20 protein-coding genes and 1 pseudogene are annotated in these 19,569 nt (G+C 65.5%); 14 read left to right on the forward strand and 7 right to left on the reverse strand.

Annotated features, from left to right (window positions below; genetic code table 11):
- Positions 1–16: 16 nt before the first annotated feature.
- The 7 genes and pseudogenes from PBT88_RS10875 (at position 17) to PBT88_RS10905 (ending at position 4,977) form a co-directional block, all read left to right on the forward strand.
- A complete protein-coding gene (locus PBT88_RS10875) occupies positions 17–385 on the forward strand; it encodes a response regulator (protein ID WP_270079233.1) in 369 nt (122 codons plus the stop codon).
- Positions 386–403: 18 nt separating this feature from the next.
- Positions 404–847 carry a chemotaxis protein CheW gene (locus PBT88_RS10880; protein WP_270075369.1) on the forward strand — a complete coding sequence of 148 codons (444 nt, stop codon included), beginning with the start codon at positions 404–406 and terminating at the stop codon, positions 845–847.
- 30 nt (positions 848–877) lie between these two features.
- On the forward strand, positions 878–1,891 hold the full coding sequence (locus tag PBT88_RS10885; protein ID WP_270075370.1) for a chemotaxis protein CheB: 1,014 nt from the start codon (positions 878–880) through the stop codon (positions 1,889–1,891).
- Entirely contained in the window at positions 1,888–2,223 is a 336-nt protein-coding gene (locus tag PBT88_RS10890; RefSeq protein ID WP_270075371.1) for a hypothetical protein, read from the forward strand. Before PBT88_RS10885 ends, PBT88_RS10890 begins: the two co-directional genes overlap by 4 nt.
- A 572-nt stretch (positions 2,224–2,795) precedes the next feature.
- A pseudogene (locus tag PBT88_RS21230) lies at positions 2,796–2,924 on the forward strand (helix-turn-helix domain-containing protein); the annotation flags it as partial.
- A 99-nt stretch (positions 2,925–3,023) separates the two neighbouring features.
- Positions 3,024–3,677 (forward strand): LysR substrate-binding domain-containing protein, encoded by a 654-nt coding sequence (locus tag PBT88_RS10900; RefSeq protein WP_270075373.1) that lies wholly within the window; start codon positions 3,024–3,026, stop codon positions 3,675–3,677.
- A gap of 118 nt (positions 3,678–3,795) precedes the next feature.
- Complete coding sequence (locus tag PBT88_RS10905; RefSeq protein WP_270075374.1) at positions 3,796–4,977, forward strand: L-talarate/galactarate dehydratase; 1,182 nt, start codon at positions 3,796–3,798, stop codon at positions 4,975–4,977.
- An 85-nt stretch (positions 4,978–5,062) separates the two neighbouring features.
- Here PBT88_RS10905 and PBT88_RS10910 read toward each other — a convergent pair whose 3' ends face one another.
- The 4 genes from PBT88_RS10910 to kdgD form a co-directional block, all read right to left on the reverse strand.
- The gene (locus PBT88_RS10910; protein WP_270075375.1) at positions 5,063–6,457 is read right to left on the reverse strand and encodes a carbohydrate porin; all 1,395 of its coding nucleotides are present in this window, start codon (positions 6,455–6,457) and stop codon (positions 5,063–5,065) included.
- A 112-nt stretch (positions 6,458–6,569) separates the two neighbouring features.
- Complete coding sequence (locus PBT88_RS10915; protein ID WP_270075376.1) at positions 6,570–7,910, reverse strand: MFS transporter; 1,341 nt, start codon at positions 7,908–7,910, stop codon at positions 6,570–6,572.
- 75 nt (positions 7,911–7,985) lie between these two features.
- On the reverse strand, positions 7,986–9,596 hold the full coding sequence (locus tag PBT88_RS10920) for an aldehyde dehydrogenase (NADP(+)) (RefSeq protein WP_407696455.1): 1,611 nt from the start codon (positions 9,594–9,596) through the stop codon (positions 7,986–7,988).
- Entirely contained in the window at positions 9,571–10,515 is a 945-nt protein-coding gene (gene kdgD, locus PBT88_RS10925) for a 5-dehydro-4-deoxyglucarate dehydratase (protein WP_270075377.1), read from the reverse strand. The genes PBT88_RS10920 and kdgD overlap by 26 nt, the downstream gene beginning before the upstream one ends.
- A 213-nt stretch (positions 10,516–10,728) precedes the next feature.
- Here kdgD and PBT88_RS10930 point away from each other — a divergent pair, with 213 nt between their 5' ends.
- From PBT88_RS10930 to PBT88_RS10945, 4 genes are all read left to right on the forward strand, one after another.
- Entirely contained in the window at positions 10,729–11,625 is an 897-nt protein-coding gene (locus tag PBT88_RS10930) for a LysR family transcriptional regulator (RefSeq protein WP_270075378.1), read from the forward strand.
- 179 nt (positions 11,626–11,804) lie between these two features.
- Positions 11,805–12,791 (forward strand): hypothetical protein, encoded by a 987-nt coding sequence (locus tag PBT88_RS10935; RefSeq protein WP_270075379.1) that lies wholly within the window; start codon positions 11,805–11,807, stop codon positions 12,789–12,791.
- A complete protein-coding gene (locus PBT88_RS10940; protein ID WP_270075380.1) occupies positions 12,788–13,513 on the forward strand; it encodes an ATP-binding cassette domain-containing protein in 726 nt (241 codons plus the stop codon). Before PBT88_RS10935 ends, PBT88_RS10940 begins: the two co-directional genes overlap by 4 nt.
- A gap of 143 nt (positions 13,514–13,656) precedes the next feature.
- Positions 13,657–13,911, forward strand: coding sequence for a hypothetical protein (locus tag PBT88_RS10945; protein ID WP_270075381.1), 255 nt, complete (start codon positions 13,657–13,659; stop codon positions 13,909–13,911).
- Positions 13,912–14,113: 202 nt separating this feature from the next.
- Here the strand turns inward: PBT88_RS10945 and PBT88_RS10950 are convergent, their stop codons facing one another.
- Positions 14,114–15,232 (reverse strand): NADH:flavin oxidoreductase, encoded by a 1,119-nt coding sequence (locus PBT88_RS10950; protein WP_270075382.1) that lies wholly within the window; start codon positions 15,230–15,232, stop codon positions 14,114–14,116.
- 104 nt (positions 15,233–15,336) lie between these two features.
- Here PBT88_RS10950 and PBT88_RS10955 point away from each other — a divergent pair, with 104 nt between their 5' ends.
- Positions 15,337–15,723, forward strand: coding sequence for a winged helix-turn-helix transcriptional regulator (locus PBT88_RS10955; protein WP_270079235.1), 387 nt, complete (start codon positions 15,337–15,339; stop codon positions 15,721–15,723).
- A gap of 167 nt (positions 15,724–15,890) precedes the next feature.
- Here PBT88_RS10955 and PBT88_RS10960 read toward each other — a convergent pair whose 3' ends face one another.
- On the reverse strand, positions 15,891–16,856 hold the full coding sequence (locus tag PBT88_RS10960) for an alpha/beta hydrolase (protein ID WP_270075383.1): 966 nt from the start codon (positions 16,854–16,856) through the stop codon (positions 15,891–15,893).
- A gap of 103 nt (positions 16,857–16,959) precedes the next feature.
- Positions 16,960–17,202, reverse strand: coding sequence for a GCG_CRPN prefix-to-repeats domain-containing protein (locus PBT88_RS10965; protein ID WP_270075384.1), 243 nt, complete (start codon positions 17,200–17,202; stop codon positions 16,960–16,962).
- A 258-nt stretch (positions 17,203–17,460) separates the two neighbouring features.
- Here PBT88_RS10965 and PBT88_RS10970 point away from each other — a divergent pair, with 258 nt between their 5' ends.
- Entirely contained in the window at positions 17,461–18,177 is a 717-nt protein-coding gene (locus tag PBT88_RS10970) for a response regulator (protein WP_270075385.1), read from the forward strand.
- Positions 18,174–19,523 carry an ATP-binding protein gene (locus tag PBT88_RS10975; RefSeq protein ID WP_270075386.1) on the forward strand — a complete coding sequence of 450 codons (1,350 nt, stop codon included), beginning with the start codon at positions 18,174–18,176 and terminating at the stop codon, positions 19,521–19,523. The genes PBT88_RS10970 and PBT88_RS10975 overlap by 4 nt, the downstream gene beginning before the upstream one ends.
- Positions 19,524–19,569: the final 46 nt, after the last annotated feature.

The following is a 19,569-nucleotide window of genomic DNA, read 5'->3' on the forward strand; positions in this document are numbered from 1 at the left end:
GTGGGCAGCGAGCATAATGACGACGAAGACGATCATGACAGTCGATGATTCGCCCAGCATGCGGATGCTGCTGCGGGCTGCCCTCAGCGATCTCGGCTATGCCGTGTCCGAGGCCGAGGACGGCGTCGCCGCGCTCGAGAAGTTCGAGCATGAGGCACCCGACCTGCTCATCACCGACATCAACATGCCGCGGCTGGACGGTTTCGGCCTGATCGAAGCGGTGCGCGACAAGCCGGATCTGCGCTGCCTCCCGATCCTGGTGCTGACCACCGAAGGTTCGACCGAGAAGAGGGCGCGCGCCCGCCAGGCGGGCGCGACCGGCTGGATCGTCAAACCCTTCCATCCCGAGAAACTCGCCGTGGCGATCCGCCGCGTTCTCCAGTGATCGACAGGAGCGCATGACATGATCCGGCAATTGATCACTTTCCAGCTCGGCGAGCAGATCCTCGGCGTCGACATCATGGCGATCCGGGAGATCCGCGCCTGGTCGCCGGCGACGCCGCTGCCCAATGTTCCCGCCTTCGTGCGCGGTGTCGTCAACCTGCGCGGCGTGGTATTGCCGGTGCTCGACCTGCGGCGCCGCCTCGGCTGGGGCGTGACCGAGCCGACGCCCCGCCATGTCATCATCGTGGTCAGCGTCGGCACGCAGCTGCACGGCCTGATCGTCGATGCCGTGAACGACATCGTCGCGCTCAATCCGGACGAGATGCAACCGCTGCCCGATGTCGGCGAGGCCGAGCCGTCCTTCCTCGAAGGGCTGGTCACGGTCGATGATCGCATGATCACGATCGTCGCGCTCGACCGTCTCGTCGATCCCGCGCCGCCGCCCGCCGCGATGGCGGCCTGATACGCACGCATTTATCGAAGGACAGCGGCGATGGCCGATACGAAAGTGCTGGTGGTCGACGATTCGCTGACGATGCGTGCCCTGATCTCGCGCGTCCTCGAGACGCTGCCGGGGATCAATGTGATCGGCACGGCGGACGGCGCGGCGGAGGCAAAAACCGAGGTGCTGCGGCTGAAACCGGACGTGATGACGCTCGATATCGAGATGCCGGGCATGAGCGGGATCGAATATCTCGCCGAACTCATGGAAGACCGGCCGATGCCGGTGATCATGTTCTCGACGCGCACCGAAGCGGGCGCCGCTTCGTCGATCGAGGCGCTGCGCCTCGGAGCGATCGACTGCTTTCCCAAGCCCAAGGCGGCGTCGCAGGCGGAGTTCGATGCGATCCTCTGCAAGCTCGGCACGCGCATCCGCACCGCGAAACATGCCGTGGTCAAGCCGACGAAATTGGCGGCTGTCCAGTCCTTCGATTGGAACGGCCGCATGCTGACCATCGGCATGGACGCCAGCGGCACGCGCAAATTATTCGAGCTGCTCGGCAGTTTTCCGGTCAATTGCCCGCCGACGCTCATCGTAGCGCATATCGCGCCGGAATTGATCGACGGTCTCGTCGAACGGCTGGACCGCCATGCCGCGGCAGCGGTGGTGAAAGCCGGCAACGGGATGCGGCCCGCGCAGGGCACCATCTACCTTACCCAGCCGGGACCGACCCATTTCGGCGTCGACCAATGGCCGGGCGGCCAGATCCGGCAACTGACGCGCGATCCGGTGTCCGGCGAGCGGCCGTCCATTTCCATCCTGTTCGCGGCGCAGGCCAAGGCCGCTGCCACCGATGCAGTGGGCCTGATGCTCACCGAGGCGGGCGAGGACGGCGTGGCGGGCCTCCGGGCGATCCAGCGGGTGGGCGGCCATGTCGTCGCACCGGCGCATCTGCTCGGCGGCGCGTCGGCAGACGGCGGCTATATTCTCCAAGGCGGCGATGCGCAGGAGCCCGTCGCGTGGGACAAGGTCGCCGCGACGATCCTCGGACTGTGCTCGCAATGAGCGTCACGGCGCCCGACGCGCCACGGTCGGCCGATCGCCGCTGCGCCAACCTGTCCGCCGACGCCGCCTCGGCGATCGCCGACGAGCTTGTCGGGCTGACCACCGCGCTTTCCGAACTGGCCTATGATCTTGGCAGCCATGGCGAGACCGTCCGCCGCCACATGGGCGCGCTCCAGTCCATCGATCTCATCACCCAAATCCACCTCAGTCTCGCAGATCTGCTTCGTTCGTCGGGGCCTTTCGAACAGCGCCTGGAGGGTGTCGTGGTCGAAGCGCTGGGGCAGAGGCTCCGCCAAAGCCTCGCGCAGGCTAAGCGTGGCGGCTCGCAATGACGATCGCCCGGAACCGAAATAACGGGCGGTTGCCGGCCTCCATCGCGTGAAAGGAGTCGATGCGGGACATCGATTCCGCGGGGCGGCTCGTCATCATCGAAAATAGGCCGGAGCCAGGGCGGATCGAGGTTCATCGGATCAGGCGAGGATCCGCGCCTGAAGCATGACGGTTGGAAACGAAACGATCACCCGATATCCTATCAATCCGAATGCCGATCCGGCGAAGCCCGCGTGACCACCGACAACCCGCTGGTTGCTTCGCTATATATATGCGGCCGAACCGGATGATCCCGGGCGAGCACGAGCGCAGCCGGGAAGCGTCTTACTTGTCGAAGGCGGCGACCTTTCCGGATATCCCAGCACATCGACCCAAATCCCGGGACAGCGATGTGCATTGTCCGGCAGGCCGTTCAATGGTCTTGCGGCATCGCGTCGACGTGGCCCAACGATGCTGAATGTTTTCGGCCTGACCGGATCGAGATGGCGCTCGCCTATGTCGACACCGAAGAGGTGAGGGCACATATCTCCGATCGAGATATAATCGCAGGCATCAGCGCGGCGGATCGTACAGAATGATATTCGACAGCCTCCAGCTCCAGTCATTCCTCCTGTTGGCGAGGGAGCGTCATTTCGGGCGGGCTGCGCGAAAGCTGTTTGTCACGCAGCCCGCGCTCAGCCGCCGTATCCAGCAACTCGAACTCAATTCCGGGGTCGCGCTCTTCAGGCGCGAGCGCAAACGCGTCGATCTGACCGCGGCCGGAGCCGCGTTCCTGCCGCATGTCGAAGCCATCGTCGAAGCGATGGAGGCCGCCCATCGGGCCGCGTTGAACGCCGCCGGCGCCCTGGCGGGTCGGGTCACGATCGGGTTCGACGGCGCGGGATCCTACACGCTCATTCCACGGTTGATCGAACAGGCCGCCCGGCTGATGCCCGAACTCGACATCGCATTCGTCGAGCTCAGTTCGATCGACCAGATGCGGGAGGTCGAGTTTCACCGGCTCGACATCGGGCTGGTCCGTCCGTTGCCGCACGACGCCGCGATCCTGACCGAGGCCGTGTTCAGCGAGCCGCTGGCGCTGGCGGTGCCGGCCGGCCACCGCCTTGCCGGACGGCGCTCTCCCAGGCTCTCGGATCTCGATGGCGAGCCGTTCGTCGCCTATTCCGAGGCCGGTCGCTATCTGCGCGATCTGATCGATGGCGAGTGTGCCGCCGCCGGCGCCACCCCGCATATCGTCCAGCGTATGTCGCGGACCCATTCGATCCTGGCGCTGGTCAGCACCGGACTTGGCGTCGCGATCGTCCCCGCGGGCAGTTCCGCCGCCGCGTTCGACAATATCCTGTTCAAGCCGCTGCCGATCGCGACCCGCGCCGAATGGCATGCGGCGTGGAGCCGCAAGGCGCCCGGAGCCCTGGTGCCCGCCGTGCTCGATCTGCTGCGCGGGCTCGATCGCTGATCGCCCGCCATCCATAATCGATGCGGAATGTGCATCGTCATCATGAAGATTCGCGTTTGGACCCGGCCCTCGGCGCGGGATAGCGCTCCCCCGTTACAGCCTGACTTGGGAGAGTCGTATGTTCGAGAAGCGCATCATTTCCGCCAATCCGCTGCAGGGCAATCTGCCCGCCGGGGAGGCCACGCTCGATCGGATCAGCAAGGTCACGGTCAGCCTCGCCTTCCTGCCGCTCAAGCGCCCGATCAGCGACGCCAAGGTGTTGACCGGCCGCCAGAAGCCGCTCACCGAAGTCGCCTTCGTCTTCGCTGAGATCGAGAGCGAGGGCGGCCTGCACGGTCTCGGCGTCACCTACTCCAAGCGCGCCGGCGGCCCCGGCCTCTATGCCCATGCCAAGGAGATCGCCGGCAACCTGATCGGCGAGGATCCGAACGACATTGCGCGGCTGTGGACCAAGCTGGTCTGGGCCGGCGCCTCGGTCGGCCGCAGCGGCCTCGCCACGCAGGCGATGGCGGCGTTCGACATCGGCCTGTGGGACATGAAGGCCAAGCGCGCCGGGCTGCCGCTCGCCAAGCTGATCGGCGCCCACAAGGACAGCGTCCGCACCTACAACACCTCGGGCGGCTTCCTGTCGTCGCCGATCGAGGAGGTGCTGGAGAATTGCGCGGCGTCGGTGGCAGACGGCATCGGCGGCATCAAGATCAAGGTCGGCCAGCCCGATCCGATGGCCGATCTGCGTCGCCTGGAAGCGGTGCGCAACCAGCTCGGCGACTTCCCGCTGATGGTCGACGCCAACCAGCAATGGGACCGGCCGACCGCCTTCCGCATCTGCCGGATCATGGAGCAGTTCAATCTCGTCTGGATCGAGGAGCCGCTCGACGCCTATGACGCCGTGGGCCACGCCCAGCTCGCCGCCGCCATGGATACGCCGATCGCGTCCGGCGAGATGCTGGCCAGCGCCGGCGAGCATCTCGAACTGATCCGGCTCGACTCGGTCGACTTCATCCAGCCCGATGCGCCGCGCGTCGGTGGCATCACCCAATTCCTCAAGATCATGACGATGGCCGAGCAGAAGCATATGAAGCTCGCGCCGCATTTCTTCATGGAACTGCACGTCCACCTCGCCGCCGCCTATCCGCACGACAGCTGGGTCGAGCATTTCGACTGGCTGGAGCCGTTGTTCAACGAGCGGATGGAGAAGCGCGACGGCCGCATGATCGTGCCGGCCCGCCCCGGCATCGGCATCAGCCTGAGCGATCAGGCCCGCGCCTGGACGGTGGCGACCGAGACCGTCACCAAATGAGCATCAGGCGGCCGCGGGACATCCTGCGGCCGCCGACCGCCCCACCGGCGCCGCCGACAGCGCCTGGGCCGCATAGGAGATAACGCTACAGCACGATGGCGGTCTTGAAGCCGGGCACGATGGCGTTGCGCCGATGGCGGTCACCACCCGGATCGAAGATGAACTGGATATCGGGCTGCAGGGTGAACCCGTGAACGATCGAGATCGCATAATAGCCCTCGATCACATATTCCCGCTTCCGCACCGCCACATCGCCGAGCCCATTATCGTCGACATAGCGCGCGGCATCGGTGATGCGGTGATTGAGCCGCGCGGTGCCGAAGGCGAGACCCAATTCGTCGCGCGGGCGGCCTGCGATCGGGCCGCTATAGTTGACGCCGAGGCTCAGCGCATTCTCGTTGTTCGGGCTCTGCGTCGACAGCACGGAGAGGTTGAGGAAGGCGGTGAGGCCGTGCGCGCCGTCCTTGCGCGGCTTGGTGAGCGGCTGGCGGACGTTGAAATAGCCACCCCATTCGGCATGGCGGACGAGCGCGCTGCCGCCGTGGAGCGAGCGGATCTCGCCGCGCGCATTGAGCACCGGATCATTCTGGTCGGCGTTGGAGAACAACATGCCGAGCGTATAGGTGCCGGTCAGCCCGTTGACCTTGGGCGTATAGACCAGTTCGGCCGGCAGCACGACGCCGGTCGCGCCCTTGAAGCCCACGTAGAAATTGCGCGTCATGTCGAGATTCTTGGGGTTATATTGGTAGACCCCGACCTTGAGCGTGAGGTTGCGCGCCACCTCCTCCTGCACGCGCACCGCCCATTGGCTGACCGGCGAGGTCGGCCACACCGTCGATGCGGCGCGGGTGTTGTTCCCCAGGCAGAAATAGCCGCTGATGAAATCGCAGCGCGCCTGGTTGAAGTCCTCGTTGAAATACATCCGGCCGAGCTTGACGTCGACGCCGCCCAAAATGCCGCCGCTGACCTTGGCGCGATACCAGAGCTGGCTGACCCGCCAGACCTCGCCACGGCCCTGGATCGATTGCGGCGTGACCAGCGTGTTGAGCCCGCTCTCGGCGTTGAAGCTGGTGCCGAAACGGCGGACGATGGTCGCCTGGAAGGTGCCCGGCAGGCCGAGCAGCGTCGGCAGGTCGGCGGTGACGCCGGCGGTGAACTGGCCGGCGGTGAGCGTCTTGTCGGTGGTGCCGCCGCGCACATTGCTGACGGTGTGGCTGACATAAGCGAGATTGGGGGTGAGGCCGATGTCTTCGAGACGATGGCGCAGCCCGCCCCAATCGCCCAGCAGATGCGCAGTGCTCGGCGCGTCCAACCGGGTGACCGGCGCATTCGGCGATTGGGTATCTTGCTGGGGACGCGCCATCGAGCCGTTCCGTCGCTTGTGCGGCGTGGGCACCGGCGGCGACGCGGCGGACGTGGCCGGCGCGACGACGATGGTCTGGGCGACAGGCACAGCTGTGCCGTCGGGTAAAATGAACATAAGCCCCTCCAGAGGAAGGCGGACCTTCGTGGGCCCGCTTCGTGTTTGACCCGGCGGCCGCTCGCCCCCGGTGCCGGCGGATGCCGGCCGTCATGCAGTCAGATGTGGATAGCTAGGCGGCGGTGGCGTCGCGCAGCGCGAAGCGCCGGATCGGGCCGACGATCATCGTGTAGCTGACGACGACCAGCAGCGCGTGGGCGGCGACGAAGGCGAGCGCGAGATCGAACGAGCCGGTCGTCGCGACGATGTAGCCGATCACGATCGGCGTCACGATGCCGGCGAGATTGCCGACCATGTTGAAGATCGAGCCCGACAGGCCGGTGACCTCGCGCGGTGCCGCGTCGGAGACGACCGCCCAGCCGAGCGCGCCAAGGCCCTTGCCGAAGAAGGATAGCGACATGATCGCGATCACCAGCGTCAGGCTGGTCACGAAATTGCACAGCACGATGGAGATCGCGCACAGCATGCCGATCACGATCGGCAATTTGCGGCTGAAGGTGAGGCTGTGGCCGCGCTTGATCAGCCGATCGGAGATGACCCCGCCGATGATCCCGCCGGCGACACCGGCGATCGCGGGCACCGCCGCGCCGAACCCGGCCTGCGTGTAGGACAGATGCTTGGCCTGAACGAGATAGACCGGGAACCAGGTGGTGAAGAAATAGGTCAGGCCGTTGACGCAATATTGGCCGATATAGATTCCGAGCAGCATCCGGTTGCCGAGCAGCTGGCGCACGATCGACCAGCTGAACGCAGTCTTCGGCGTCGCACTCGGCGCGTCGAGCTGGATCTGGGCGCCGCCGCGCATGATATGATCGAGCTCGCTTTGCGAGACATGCGGATGGCGGCGCGGCGCGTGGACAACCTTGGCGAAGATCGCGGCGCTGACGAAGCCGAGCGTGCCCATCACGAAGAAGACGTAATGCCAGCTGAAGCGATCGACGATCCAGCCCATCAGCGGCGCGAACAGGATCAGGGCTGCATATTGGGCGGAATTGAATATGGCGCTGGCGGTGCCGCGCTCGCTATCGGGAAACCAGGCGGCGACCAGCCGGGCATTGGCCGGGAAGGACGGTGCCTCGACGGCGCCGAGGCCGAGCCGGAGCATGAACAGCGCGATGACGGCAGAGGCTGGGGCCATGAAGGAGGCGAAGCCCGAGGCGAAGGTGCAGGCCGACCATCCGATGATCGAGGCGAGATAGACGGTCTTCGATCCATAGCGATCGAGCAGCGCGCCGCCGGGTATCTGTGCAAAGACGTAGCTCCAGCCGAAGGCGGAGAAGATGTAGCCCAGCGTCACCGGGCTGATCCCGAGCGCTGTCTTGATGGCCGATCCCGCGACCGATATCGCCGCGCGATCGGCAAAATTGATCGTGGTAAGAAGAAAGATGGTCGCCAATATCGCATAGCGCACATGGCTTTGCTGGACGATCGCCGGCTTCGCTTGCATTTCCATCAACCTCTCCTGGTCACCAATGTGATCCGCGTCGGCATTCTGCTGTGCCGCTCGAGGATCCGTTGTTTTTGTTCATCAATCCCGGCTCAGGGCACCATCCGTCATGCGCCACAGATGAAGGGGATTGCCGTCCCGCAAAGCGTCCGGCAGCAATGGTTGCGGCATATCCTGGTAACAGACCGGTCGCAGGAAGCGCCGGATCGCCAGCGTGCCGACGGAGGTGGTCCTGCCATCGGAGGTCGCCGGATAAGGGCCGCCATGGACCATCGCATGGGAAACCTCGACACCGGTGCCAAAGCCGTTGACGAGCAGGCGACCGGCCTTGATCTCCATGGTCGGCAGCAACTGCGCGACCGTTTCGCGGTCGCTGTCCTCCATATGGACGGAGACGGTCAGTTGCCCTTCGAGCGCCTCCAGCACATTCGCGAGCGCGGCGGCGTCCTTTACCCGGACGAGCAGCGACGCAGAGCCGAAAATCTCCGCTTGCAGCGCATGATCGCGCAGGAAGCGGTCCCCATCGGTAGCGAACAGCCGAGCGCTGGCCTGATAGCGACCGGTCGCCTCGGCACCGCGCGCTACGGTCGAAACCCCGTCGTGCCCGGCGAAGCTGGCGACACCCTGTTCGTAGGCAGCGTGGATGCCGGGGGTCAGCATCGTCTGCGGCGAAGCGCCTTCGATGCCCTCGGTCGCGCCCTTGACGAAAGCGGCCACGTCCGGCCCCTCGATCGCCAGGACGAGGCCGGGATTGGTGCAGAACTGGCCGGCACCGAGCTGGAGAGCGGCGGCGAAGCCCTGGCCGATCGCTTCGCCGCGCGCGGCCAGCGCTCCGGGCAGCAGGATCACCGGATTGATGCTCGACATCTCGGCATAGACCGGGATCGGCTCGCGCCGTTCGGCCGCCACCTTCATCAAGGCGAGGCCGCCGCTGCGTGAGCCGGTAAAGCCCACCGCCTTGATATGGGCATCGGCGACGAGGCCGGTGCCGATCTCGTTGCCAGCGCCATAGAGCATCGAAAAGACGCCCTCGGGCATCCCGCTCCTGGCCACCGCGGCGCGCACGGCCGAGGCAATCATCGCCGAGGTGCCGGGATGGGCATTGTGCGCCTTCACCACCACCGGGCAGCCGGCGGCGAGGGCGGAGGCGGTGTCGCCACCGGCGACGGAGAAGGCGAGCGGGAAATTGGAGGCACCGAACACGGCGACCGGGCCGATCGCGATATTGCGCAGCCGCAGATCGACGCGTGGTAGGGGCTGGCGATCGGGCATCGCCGGATCGATGCGGGCGTCGAGGAAATGGCCGGCGCGCACCACGTCGGCGAACAGCCTGAGCTGGCCGCAGGTCCGGCCGCGCTCGCCTTCCAGGCGTGGGCGTGGCAGGCCGCTTTCCCGCATCGCCCGCTCGATCAGCGCATCACCCAGCGCCACGATCTCGTCCGCGATCGTCTCGAGAAACGCGGCGCGCTGTTCGAGGCCGGTTTCGCGATAGGCCGGAAAGGCCGCCCAGGCGAGCGCACAGGCCTGCCCGACGTCCGTCGGCGTGGCACCGGGAAAGCCCGGCTCCAGACGCTCGCCGGTCGCGGGATCGACGGCGTGGATCATCGCCGCCGATCCGCGAACGGCATGGCCGCCGATCAGCATGTCGCCGGTCGGGCGGCCTTCCTCAAGCAGCACGACGGGCCTGCGCATAAGGCGCATTGGCCTTGGCGATCAGCGCGCTCAATTCGGCCTGCTCGGCTTCGCTGAGATCGGTGAGCGGCAGGCGCACCGGGCCGGCCGGGCGGCCGATCGCGGTGAGTCCGGCCTTGACGATCGACACCGCGTAACCGCGGCCCTTGTCGCGGATCTTGAGGTAGGGGAAGACGAAGTCGTTGAGCATCTTCACGACCGTCGGCTGATCCTTGGCGCGAACCGCCTTGTAGAAATCCACCGCCCATTCCGGCATGAAATTGTAGATCGCCGAGGAGTAGGTGGTGACGCCCATTTCGAGATAGGGCATCGCGAAGGTCTCGGCGGTCGGCAGCCCGCCGACATAGGTCAGCCGGTCGCCAAGCTTGGCGTAGACCTTCATCATCAGTTCGAGATCGCCGACGCCATCCTTGAAGCCGACAAGGTTGGGGCAGCGATCGGCGAGCTTCGCCAGCTCATCCTCATGGATCACGGCATTGGCGCGATTATACTGGATCACGCCGATCGACACCGACTTGCACACCGCCTCGATATGCGCGGCGAGGCCTTCCTGCTTGGCGCCCATCAGATAGGGCGGCAGCAGCAGGATGCCGTCGGCGCCGGCGCGCTCGGCGGCCTGGGCCAGTTCGATCGCCATCGCCGTGCCATAGCCTGCGCCCGCGATCACCGGCACGCGCCCGGCGGTCTCTTCGACTGCGGCGCGCACTACCTTGTCGACCTCGGCAGGGGTGAGCGAGAAGAATTCGCCGGTGCCGCCGGCGGCGAACAGGGCGGCGACATCGAAATCGAGCATCCACGCGCAATGCTCGCGGAACGGCGCCTCGGCGAAGCGATGCTCGGCATCGAAATGGGTGACCGGGAATGTCAGCAGGCCCTGGCCGATCGTCTGGGCCATTTCGCGCGGGGTCATCTTGGTCATCGTCATCCTCATTGCCACGGTGGCTGCGTCACGCGGCGGAGGGAGGTCCGGGAACGGGCATGAGGGGATATTCATCATATCATCCTCGATCCCGCGGGGCGGCTCCGGCCGTCCTCTTCCTGGAACGCCTTCCGCGCTCGACATCAGGGCTAGTCCTGCGGATCGATGTTGGCTAAGCCAAAGACTGTATCCGGCGATACAGGATTTGGATCGATGTTCGAGATGAGCCAGCTGCGCTGCTTCGTGGCCGTCGCCGAGCAGCTCCATTTCGGCCATGCCGCCGCCTCGCTCAACATGACCCAGCCACCGCTCAGCCGGCAGATCCAGCTGCTCGAACGCGCCGTCGGCGCACCGCTGCTCGAGCGCAGCAGCCGATCGGTCAGGCTGACCCCGGCAGGCCGCGTGTTCCTGCCCGAAGCGCGTCGCATCCTCCGCCTGAGCGAGAGCGCGATCCGATGGACCCAGCGCGTCTGGCGCGGTGAAGCCGGCACGCTGCGCATCGGCTTCACCGCTGCCTCTGGCTACGGCATGCTGCCCGACCTCATGTCGCGCATGCGCGACGCCATGCCCGATGTCGACGTGGTGCTGCGCGAGATGGTGACGAGCGCGCAGGTCGAGGCGCTCGCCGGTGGCATGCTCGACGTCGGCTTCGTCCGGCCGCCGGTCGATCTGCGTCGATTTTCGTCACGCACCTATCTCGTCGAGAAATTCGTGCTGGCCGTACCCGCCGGACATGCGCTGGACGGTCGCTCATCCGTCGATATCACGACCTTGCACGATCAGCCGTTCATCATGTTCTCGCCCGATGCGGCCCGCTATTTCCACGATATCCTCACCGATCTGTTCGATCGCACGCGGATACAGCCCCGGGTGGTCCATCAAGTGGGCCAAATGCACTCGATGCTGGGCCTCGTCGATGCCGGTTTTGGCGTCGCCATCCTCCCCGAAGCGGCGACACGTCTGCATTTTCGACATGTCGAGTACCGTCCCATCCACGCCGATGTGGAAATCGATGCCAGGCTCGAACTGATATGGATGGCCGATAATGACAATCCAGCTCTCGCCCGTTTCCTGGATATGACCGAAGCAGCATCTCCATCCGCCGAGTAACGCTGACCAAATCGGCCTTCCACCGAAATGCCGGCCGGGTTCCGCCGCAATCGATATCTTCAGGGGCAGGCCGTCGGCGGCCGCTCTGCTGTGCTCCCCTTTTCCGTCGCGCTCGTTCTGATCTCGATTGAACGGTTTGATTGATTGGCTAGTCTCGGGGCATGATCGCTTCCGATAGCTTGCGCAGTCGCTTGTTTCGCCATGACTACCGGATCGCGATCAACATCATTCGGGGCGCCTTTTCGGCATGGCATGACCGGCTATTGGCAGCGATCATGCTGATCATGGCACTGGCCGCGATCAGGTCATGGATCACGGATTGCCCGTGGACGATCGGCGCCTGGGCGGCTTTCGGTATGGGCATCATGGCAGGCGGCTTCGCGGGGCGCCTGATCGCGGCGCGTTCGGCCTTTCACGGCTTCGACGGCGTATTGGCGGCCGATGCTTTGCACCCGGCGACGCGCAGGCGTTACGCCGCCGCCTGGCACAGCATCGGCGTCGCGTTTCTGACAATGGTTGCGTTGATCGCACGGCCTTCGTTGCTGATCGTCAGTGTCGCCGCCTATGGCGCCGGGATGCTGTTGGCTGGCCTGATCGATGGCGTCCGCGGATCCCAAATCGACACTGGCCGGAAGAGGGCAGGGTGGATGCTTCGGTCATGGCTGCGGCGCCCGGTCGCCGGGATCGGAGGAGCGGGAATTCTGCTTGTCTTGCTGCCGCCGGCATCGATGCTCGGCAGGGGTGCGGCGATGGTGGTCGCCTGTATCGCGACGGTGTCGGTCGCGCTGTTGCTGACCCTCGTCGATGACGCCACCGTCCGCTTCATGACCCTTGCCGGTCATGGATCGCGGAGCCTTCTGGCCTATTACGGCAAGGCGATGGCGTCGTTCGTCGCCATCGCCGTACCCGGATCATGGCTCGTTCTCGGGTCGGTCGCGGCCGGCGCCGTCGCTGCGGCATCTGGCGCCATGCTGATCCTCCTGACCTTGCGGATCCTTGCCTATCGTCTTCACGGCAAACAATTCGCCGATTTCCTCGTTTCCGTCCTTGTGGGATTGCTCATGCTGACCGCCTCTTTCCTCCCCATCGCCTTGCCGGTCGTCGCCGCCCTCATCGTCTGGCACCTGCACGGCCGAGGGCGCGCGAAGACGTGGCTGGTGGCATGACCCCGGCCGTTCACCTCGTCGGCGCGACCGTCGCGCGAAGCGGACGAGTCGTCGTGCATGGTGTCGATCTGGCGATAGCGGGGGGATCGTGGTTCGGCCTTATCGGCGCGAACGGGTCAGGCAAGACCAGCCTGCTGCGGGCGCTCGCCGGACGGTTGCCTTTCGCCGGCGGATCGTGCCGCGTGAACGGCGATGAACTGGTCACGGATCGCGCCGCCCGCGCGTTGCGCGTCAGCTTCGCGCCGCCAGCCGACAAGCTTCCGGATGCCCTGCGCGCGCGCGATGTCCTCGAACTCGTTGGCGGGGCGATCGATGGCGTTCGCTCCCGCATCGCGGATTTGGAGGCCGCATTGGGGCTGGCCGAGCTGCTCGATCGCTGGATCGGGGACTGCTCGGCCGGCATGCGGCAACGCATTGCCATCGCCTCCGCGTTCGCGGGCGGTCACGCTGTGGTGGTTCTGGACGAGCCGTTCAACTGGCTCGATCCCGTGGCGATCTTCGATCTACGGCAGGCGATGCGCACCAGAGTCCATGGCGGCCTGACACTGATAACCGCGCTCCATGACCTCGGTACACTCGCAACCGCATGCGACACGGGCTTGATGCTCGCCGATGGGAAGGTCGCGATGACGCTGGACGAGCAGCGGCTGAAGGCGGCCGGCCACGATCCGCAAGCCTTCGAAATACAGACTATCGACCTTCTGCGATCGCGGACAGCCTAGCGATTGTCCGGCACCGTGGCGATGCCAACCAATCGCAGCCCGATTTCCCCTCTGGCCGATGCGGCCGGCCGCATCGAACTCACCGTTTCGAAAAGCGAGGCCCCGATGCATTCCGGTGAGAGGTCGCTATATGGATGCCCACCATGCCCAAGCACGACCTACCCGACGGCAACGAGGCCGGCAGCAATCTGATCGACTTTAGGGAACATCTGCGCAGGCGCACAGATCGTACCTTGCAAGACAATGGCGATCCGGAAACCGGGCCGTTGGATCGGGAAAGTTACCGGCTTGCGGAATATGGCGACGGGACGCCGCCACGCTTTCGTCACTACGGCCCGGTGTGGATCGCAATGGTCTTGGCTTTCGGCTGGATTATTTGGGTCATCATTCGTCGTTGAGATGGGCTGACATGGGACGTGCCGGTATATCCAGCACGGTCTTCTCACGAAGACGATGACCGATCGAACCTGTCATTCACTTCGCGGCGGTCCGATCGTCGATCGGGACGCTTCACGTCATCGATGCGATCCGCCAGAAACGCCTCCGGCTTATGGTCGCCGCAGCCGGAGCGTTGCGACGCGTCCGGCTGCGGTCGGCGGACTACACCAGTTCGCCGAGCGCGGCGGCGGTGAACCCCTTCAGGCGCGAAGCATCCCCTTCGCGAATATGCAGGGCCCATTCCGGGTCGCTGATCAACGCGCGGCCGACCGCGATCAGATCGAACTCGTCCTTCTCCATGCGCGTGATGAGCTGTTCGAGGCCGACGCTGGTCGAGGCTTCGCCACCAAACGCCGCCATGAAATCACCCGAGAGGCCGACCGAGCCGACGCTGATCGTCGCGGCGCCGGTCAGCTTCTTCGCCCAACCCGCGAAGTTCAGCCCGTGCTCGCCGTCGATCTCCGGAAATTCGGGCTCCCAGAAACGACGCTGCGAGCAGTGCAGCACATCGGCGCCGGCCTCGACCAGCGGACGGAGCCAGCTCTCCATCAGCTCCGGGGTCTCGGCGAGACGCGCTTTATAATCCTGCTGCTTCCATTGGCTGAGGCGGATGATGATCGGATAATCGGGGCCGACCGCGGTACGGACAGCGGCGATCACCTCGCCCGCGAGCCGGGCGCGTTCGCCGATCGTCGCGCCGCCATAGCGGTCCTCGCGCAAATTGGTGCTGGACCAGAAAAATTGATCGATCAGATAGCCATGCGCGCCATGGAGTTCGACCGTGTCGAAGCCCAGCCGCTTGGCGTCGGCGGCGGCGCTGGCGAAGGCCGCGACGGTGTCGGCGATCGCCTCCTCGCTCATCGTCTCGCCGCGCGCCACGTCGGGGGCATCATAGCCCGACGGGCTCTCGACCGGGGCGTCGGGCACCCACTCGGTCATGAAGCTCTTCACCGCGCCCGTATGCCAGATCTGCGGGCCCATGCGCCCGCCCGCCGCATGCACCGCATCGATCACGCCCTGCCAGCCGGCCAGCGCCTGATCGCCATGGAAGAAGGGGATGCCCGGATGGTTGCGCGAGGCCGGCCGGTCGATCACCGTGCCTTCGGACAGGATCAGCCCGACGCCGCCCGCAGCGCGGCGCCGGTAATAGGCCGCCTGCGCCTCGCCTGGAATGCCCTCGGCGGCGAACGAGCGCGTCATCGGGGCCATGACGATACGGTTGGCCAGTTCCAGCGACCCGATCTTGAAGGGACGGAACAGGGTGTCGGTGGGCGATGTCATTCCAAGCAGACTCCATTGCAACGGAGCCGCATAGGTATATCATGGATACCTAGCGTCAACGAGGCACCTCTAGTTGCCTAGGTATATGCGAGGAAACCTTGAACCTGCCGCCCGAATCCCCCTCTCGGCCCACATGCCAGCATTTTTCGGTCGATTGTCCCAGCCGCCTGCTGATCGATCAGATCGCCGACAAATGGTCGATGATGGTGCTGGTCGTGCTCGACGGCGGCCCGATGCGCTTCAACGCGATCAAGCGGCATCTGGAGGGCGTGACGCAGAAGGCGCTGACCCAATGCCTGCGTCGCCTGGAACGCAACGGCCTGCTGTTGCGGCGGGTCATCCCGATCTCGCCCGTCGCGGTAGAGTATGAGATCACGCCTCTCGGCCGATCGCTCCAGCCACCGTTCAAGGCGCTCTACGCGTGGAGCCTCGACAATTTCGATGAGGTCGAATCGGCCAGGAAAGCATTTGACGATCGATCTGCTGCTTGAGAAGCGGTCGGTTGCGATCCGTCGGATAAGTCGCCCCCGATGGCCATGCGGCGCGGGGCGACCAATGCCTATCGCCGAGGATGCGGATATTTCTGGACGGGAAGCGGAGGCATTGGCTGGCTCGTGACGAGCCGGAGGCAGCAGGATCCGCTTCTCGCCTCAGACGGTCAGGCGAGATTGCGGGACAGCCAGCTTTCATACCAGCTCGGCCATAGACCTGTCGGCGTGCCGGGTTGCCCCATCCCAAAACCATGGCCGCCGCTGGACAGGACATGTCGCTCCACGGGCACTCCGGCTCTCCGGTCGGCGTCCTCCAGGATGGCGGTGTTGGCGATGTTCGAGATAGGATCATCCTGTGCCTGAACGAGGAACATCGGCGGGCAGCCGCTCCGGATATGGCTCTCGACCGACCAATCGGCGCTGGCAGCGGGGCTCGGATGCTTGCCGACCAGCTCTATTCGGCTGGACGTATGATCATAAGGCGGCTCCAGCGTCACGATGGGATAAATCAACGCCGCTGCCATCGGCCGGGCGGAAAGTCCGTCGTATGAATCCATGGGCCGATAGGACTGGAAGGCTGAGCGCGCAGCCGTCATCCCCATCAGATGGCCGCCAGAGGAGAAGCCGAGGACGCCGATCCGGCCGGGGGCTATGCCGTATCGCGGAGCGCCTGCCTGGATGACGCGCAGGGCGCGCTGCGCGTCCTGGAGCGGGGCGAGGGGCCCATCATGCCAGCCCTCGCCCGGCAAGCGATAGCGCAACACGAACGCGGTCACGCCCCGTGCGGCCAGCCACCGTGCGGCGGGGCGGGATTCGGTGTCGACTTCGATCCTCTTGTACCCGCCGCCTGCCGCTACGAGCATCGCGGCACCCGTCGGCCGGGCAGGGCGATAGACTTCGAGAACGGGCATGGCGATGTTGCTGATCGCGCCTTTCGCGCCAATCGCGATATTGCCATGCGGGCCGCCTCCACCTGGCGGCCTGCCCGGCCAGAGCGAGACAATTTCGTCCGATCCAGAATCACCGGGCCCGGCGTTCTCGCCGGTACGGCCGGCATGGCCGCGCTTCGCCAAGGCGATCTGCGGCATGGCGAGGAGCCCGCCGGCGGCGATCATGAGGGTACGTCGGTTCATCATGGGGCGTTGTTCCTTGGCGCGATCGGTGGAGTGGCCGCACGCAGATCTGGTGCGGCCGGCTCCCGTTCAAACGGATAGGACGGGGTTTGCCAGGCTGGCGTCACCAGCCATAGCCCCACGGATGCCACCCCCAGTAACGGTGCGGACGGACGACGGCCGGATACACCACCGGGCGATAGCCGTAGGGAGCCGCAACGACGACCGGCGGCCGATAATTGGGGTGACAGCCGAACAGCGTCGGATGGTAGCCCCAGCCGCAACCGCCCGCGGCCTGGGCTGGAGCGGCGGTGATGCCGATGGCGCCGATCGACGCGATCGCGGCGGCGAGGGAAAGCAGACGCATGGAAACCTCCTATGTTTGAGCCATTCGCGCGCTGAGCCGCGAAGAAGGCCTGCGTACCGGGTCGAGCTTCCTGGGGGATTCCCGCGCCGGACAGTCCGCTTGTCGCTCGGAGTCGTCGCCGAATGATGCCGACCAGACCGAAAGATGTCGCCAGATGTGTCGGCTCGCCCGCCTGCGACAGGTTGCGACGATTTGGATCAGCGCGGACGCCGCGGGGATGGTATTGGCGCGGCTTCCCAAGGCAGATGCGGATCGAAAGTGGACAGTTCACATATCCTCGTGGTCGACGATCATCGCGATATCCGCGATCCGTTGGCAACTTATCTGCGCCGCTATGCCGAGAAGGTCAGCACCGCCGCCGATGCGGTGGCCGCGCGCAGGATTCTGGCGGGCGGCGCGATCGATCTCGTCATCCTCGACGTGATGATGCCGGGAGAAGACGGTCTGCTGCTCTGCCGCCACATCCGCGAAGCCTATGACGCGCCGGTGATCTTGCTGACCGCGATGACCGAGCAGACCGACAGGATCGTCGGATTGGAGATCGGGGCGGACGATTATGTGACCAAGCCGTTCGACCCGCGCGAGCTGCTCGCCCGGATCAAGAATGTGCTGCGCCGGACGCGGGCTTTGCCCCGATCCCGCGAGGCCGGGGCCGGCGAACGCTTTCGCTTCGATCGCTGGACCTTCGATACCGATCGTCGCGTCATCGAGGATGGCGAAGCGAGCGTAGCGCTCAGCACCGCCGAATTTCGGCTGCTGTCGGCGCTTGTTCGGCACCCCAGGATGGTCCTGTCGCGCGATCAGCTGCTCGACCTGACGAGTGGCCGGGTCGGCGATGGCTTCGATCGCAGCATCGACAATCAGGTCAGCCGGCTCCGGCGCAAGGTCGAACAGGCGCCGGACAATCCTGAAATCATCAAGACGGTCTGGGGCGGCGGCTATGTGCTGGCGGCCGATGTGGTACGGCTGGCATGACGATCTTGCCGCGGTCGCTGGCAGGCCGGCTCGCCTTCTTCTTCGTGGTGGCGGTAGCCTTCGCGCAACTCGTCGCGTTCCTGCTATTCACCCATGAAACGTCACGCCTCGATCGAGCAGCGGTGCGGACGCGGCTTGGCGATCAGGTCGAAACGCTGATCCGCCTGGTCGATGCGCTGACGCCCGACGACGCAGCCAAAGCCCTGGCGATCTACGATACGCCGCGGCATCGTTATGCCATCGGCAGGCAGGCGTCTGTCTCGATCGCCATGATCGAGCCCGAAACGGTCCCGCTGGGACGGAATATCAGTCGTCGCACGGGGGGGGCTGCCACGGAGGTTCGGCTCGCGCTCGGCGAAGCGGATGCGGGGACGCTCGACACTCCCTTGTCCAACGCGGCGCAGGGCGAGGCTCTGTTGATGTCGGCCCGGCTTCGCGACGGGCGCTGGATCAACGCGGCATTTCCTCCACGGGATCGGGCGCCTTCGTGGATGCGCATGGCGATTTATCAGATTGTGGCGAGCATCGTCGCCGTGCTCGTCGTCGCCGCCCTCTCCAGGCGCAGCATCGTGCGTCCGATGGCGGCGTTGGCCGATATGGCGCGCCGCATCGGTCAGGGTGCGACCGTACCCGTGCTTCCCGAAACGGGACCGGAGGAATTGCGGGTGCTGACCACCGCCTTCAATATGATGCAAGCGCGCCTCCATGCGTCGGTCGTGGATCGCACGCAGATGCTGGTCGCGATCGGCCACGATCTCAGGACGCCGATCGCCTCCCTGTGGCTGCGCGCGGAGATGATGGAGGAAACGGACCTGCGCGCGGCGATGATCGCGACCATCATTCAAATGCGGGACATGGTCGAAGCCGCCCTGAATTTCGCGAAGGCCGATGCGGGATCATATGTTTTTCAGGCGCTCGATCTCGTCGGGATCGTCGATTCCGTCGCAGGCGATTATCGCGCGCTCGGATTTGGCGTGACGTTGAATATGCCCGCGGCCGTCCCTTTTGTCGGCGACTCTGCCATGTTGCGGCGCGCGATCGACAATCTGGTCGGGAATGCCATCCGTTATGGCGAATCTGCGGAAGTGACGGTTTTCGAGGACGGGGATCGCGTCGTCATCCGGGTCGAGGACGACGGACCCGGTATTCCGGAAGCCCGGATGGAGGACGTATTCAAGCCATTCAATCGCCTGGAGGACTCACGGAGCGTGGATACGGGCGGGACGGGACTGGGGCTGGCGGTCGTCCGATCCGTCGTCCGTATTCACGGTGGCAGCATTGCCCTGAAGAACCGACAAAAGAACGGACTCTCCGCAGAAATTTCCGTCCCATATAGCGCAGGTTAGTCCAACCATGCCGGCGGTGTCGATGAGCGAACCTCCGGAGCTTCCG

The organism is Sphingomonas abietis, assembly GCF_027625475.1.
Lineage (GTDB): Bacteria > Pseudomonadota > Alphaproteobacteria > Sphingomonadales > Sphingomonadaceae > Solisphingomonas > Solisphingomonas abietis.

Bases quoted from the DNA above. Each gene is read 5' to 3' on its own strand.
- PBT88_RS10875 (WP_270079233.1), top strand. From the start codon at position 17: ATGACGACGAAGACGATCATGACAGTCGATGATTCGCCCAGCATGCGG.
- PBT88_RS10880 (WP_270075369.1), top strand. From the start codon at position 404: ATGATCCGGCAATTGATCACTTTCCAGCTCGGCGAGCAGATCCTCGGC.
- PBT88_RS10885 (WP_270075370.1), top strand. From the start codon at position 878: ATGGCCGATACGAAAGTGCTGGTGGTCGACGATTCGCTGACGATGCGT.
- PBT88_RS10890 (WP_270075371.1), top strand. From the start codon at position 1,888: ATGAGCGTCACGGCGCCCGACGCGCCACGGTCGGCCGATCGCCGCTGC.
- PBT88_RS10900 (WP_270075373.1), top strand. From the start codon at position 3,024: ATGGAGGCCGCCCATCGGGCCGCGTTGAACGCCGCCGGCGCCCTGGCG.
- PBT88_RS10905 (WP_270075374.1), top strand. From the start codon at position 3,796: ATGTTCGAGAAGCGCATCATTTCCGCCAATCCGCTGCAGGGCAATCTG.
- PBT88_RS10910 (WP_270075375.1), bottom strand. From the start codon at position 6,457: ATGTTCATTTTACCCGACGGCACAGCTGTGCCTGTCGCCCAGACCATC.
- PBT88_RS10915 (WP_270075376.1), bottom strand. From the start codon at position 7,910: ATGGAAATGCAAGCGAAGCCGGCGATCGTCCAGCAAAGCCATGTGCGC.
- PBT88_RS10920 (WP_407696455.1), bottom strand. From the start codon at position 9,596: ATGCGCAGGCCCGTCGTGCTGCTTGAGGAAGGCCGCCCGACCGGCGAC.
- kdgD (WP_270075377.1), bottom strand. From the start codon at position 10,515: ATGACCAAGATGACCCCGCGCGAAATGGCCCAGACGATCGGCCAGGGC.
- PBT88_RS10930 (WP_270075378.1), top strand. From the start codon at position 10,729: ATGTTCGAGATGAGCCAGCTGCGCTGCTTCGTGGCCGTCGCCGAGCAG.
- PBT88_RS10940 (WP_270075380.1), top strand. From the start codon at position 12,788: ATGACCCCGGCCGTTCACCTCGTCGGCGCGACCGTCGCGCGAAGCGGA.
- PBT88_RS10945 (WP_270075381.1), top strand. From the start codon at position 13,657: ATGCCCAAGCACGACCTACCCGACGGCAACGAGGCCGGCAGCAATCTG.
- PBT88_RS10950 (WP_270075382.1), bottom strand. From the start codon at position 15,232: ATGACATCGCCCACCGACACCCTGTTCCGTCCCTTCAAGATCGGGTCG.
- PBT88_RS10960 (WP_270075383.1), bottom strand. From the start codon at position 16,856: ATGAACCGACGTACCCTCATGATCGCCGCCGGCGGGCTCCTCGCCATG.
- PBT88_RS10965 (WP_270075384.1), bottom strand. From the start codon at position 17,202: ATGCGTCTGCTTTCCCTCGCCGCCGCGATCGCGTCGATCGGCGCCATC.
- PBT88_RS10975 (WP_270075386.1), top strand. From the start codon at position 18,174: ATGACGATCTTGCCGCGGTCGCTGGCAGGCCGGCTCGCCTTCTTCTTC.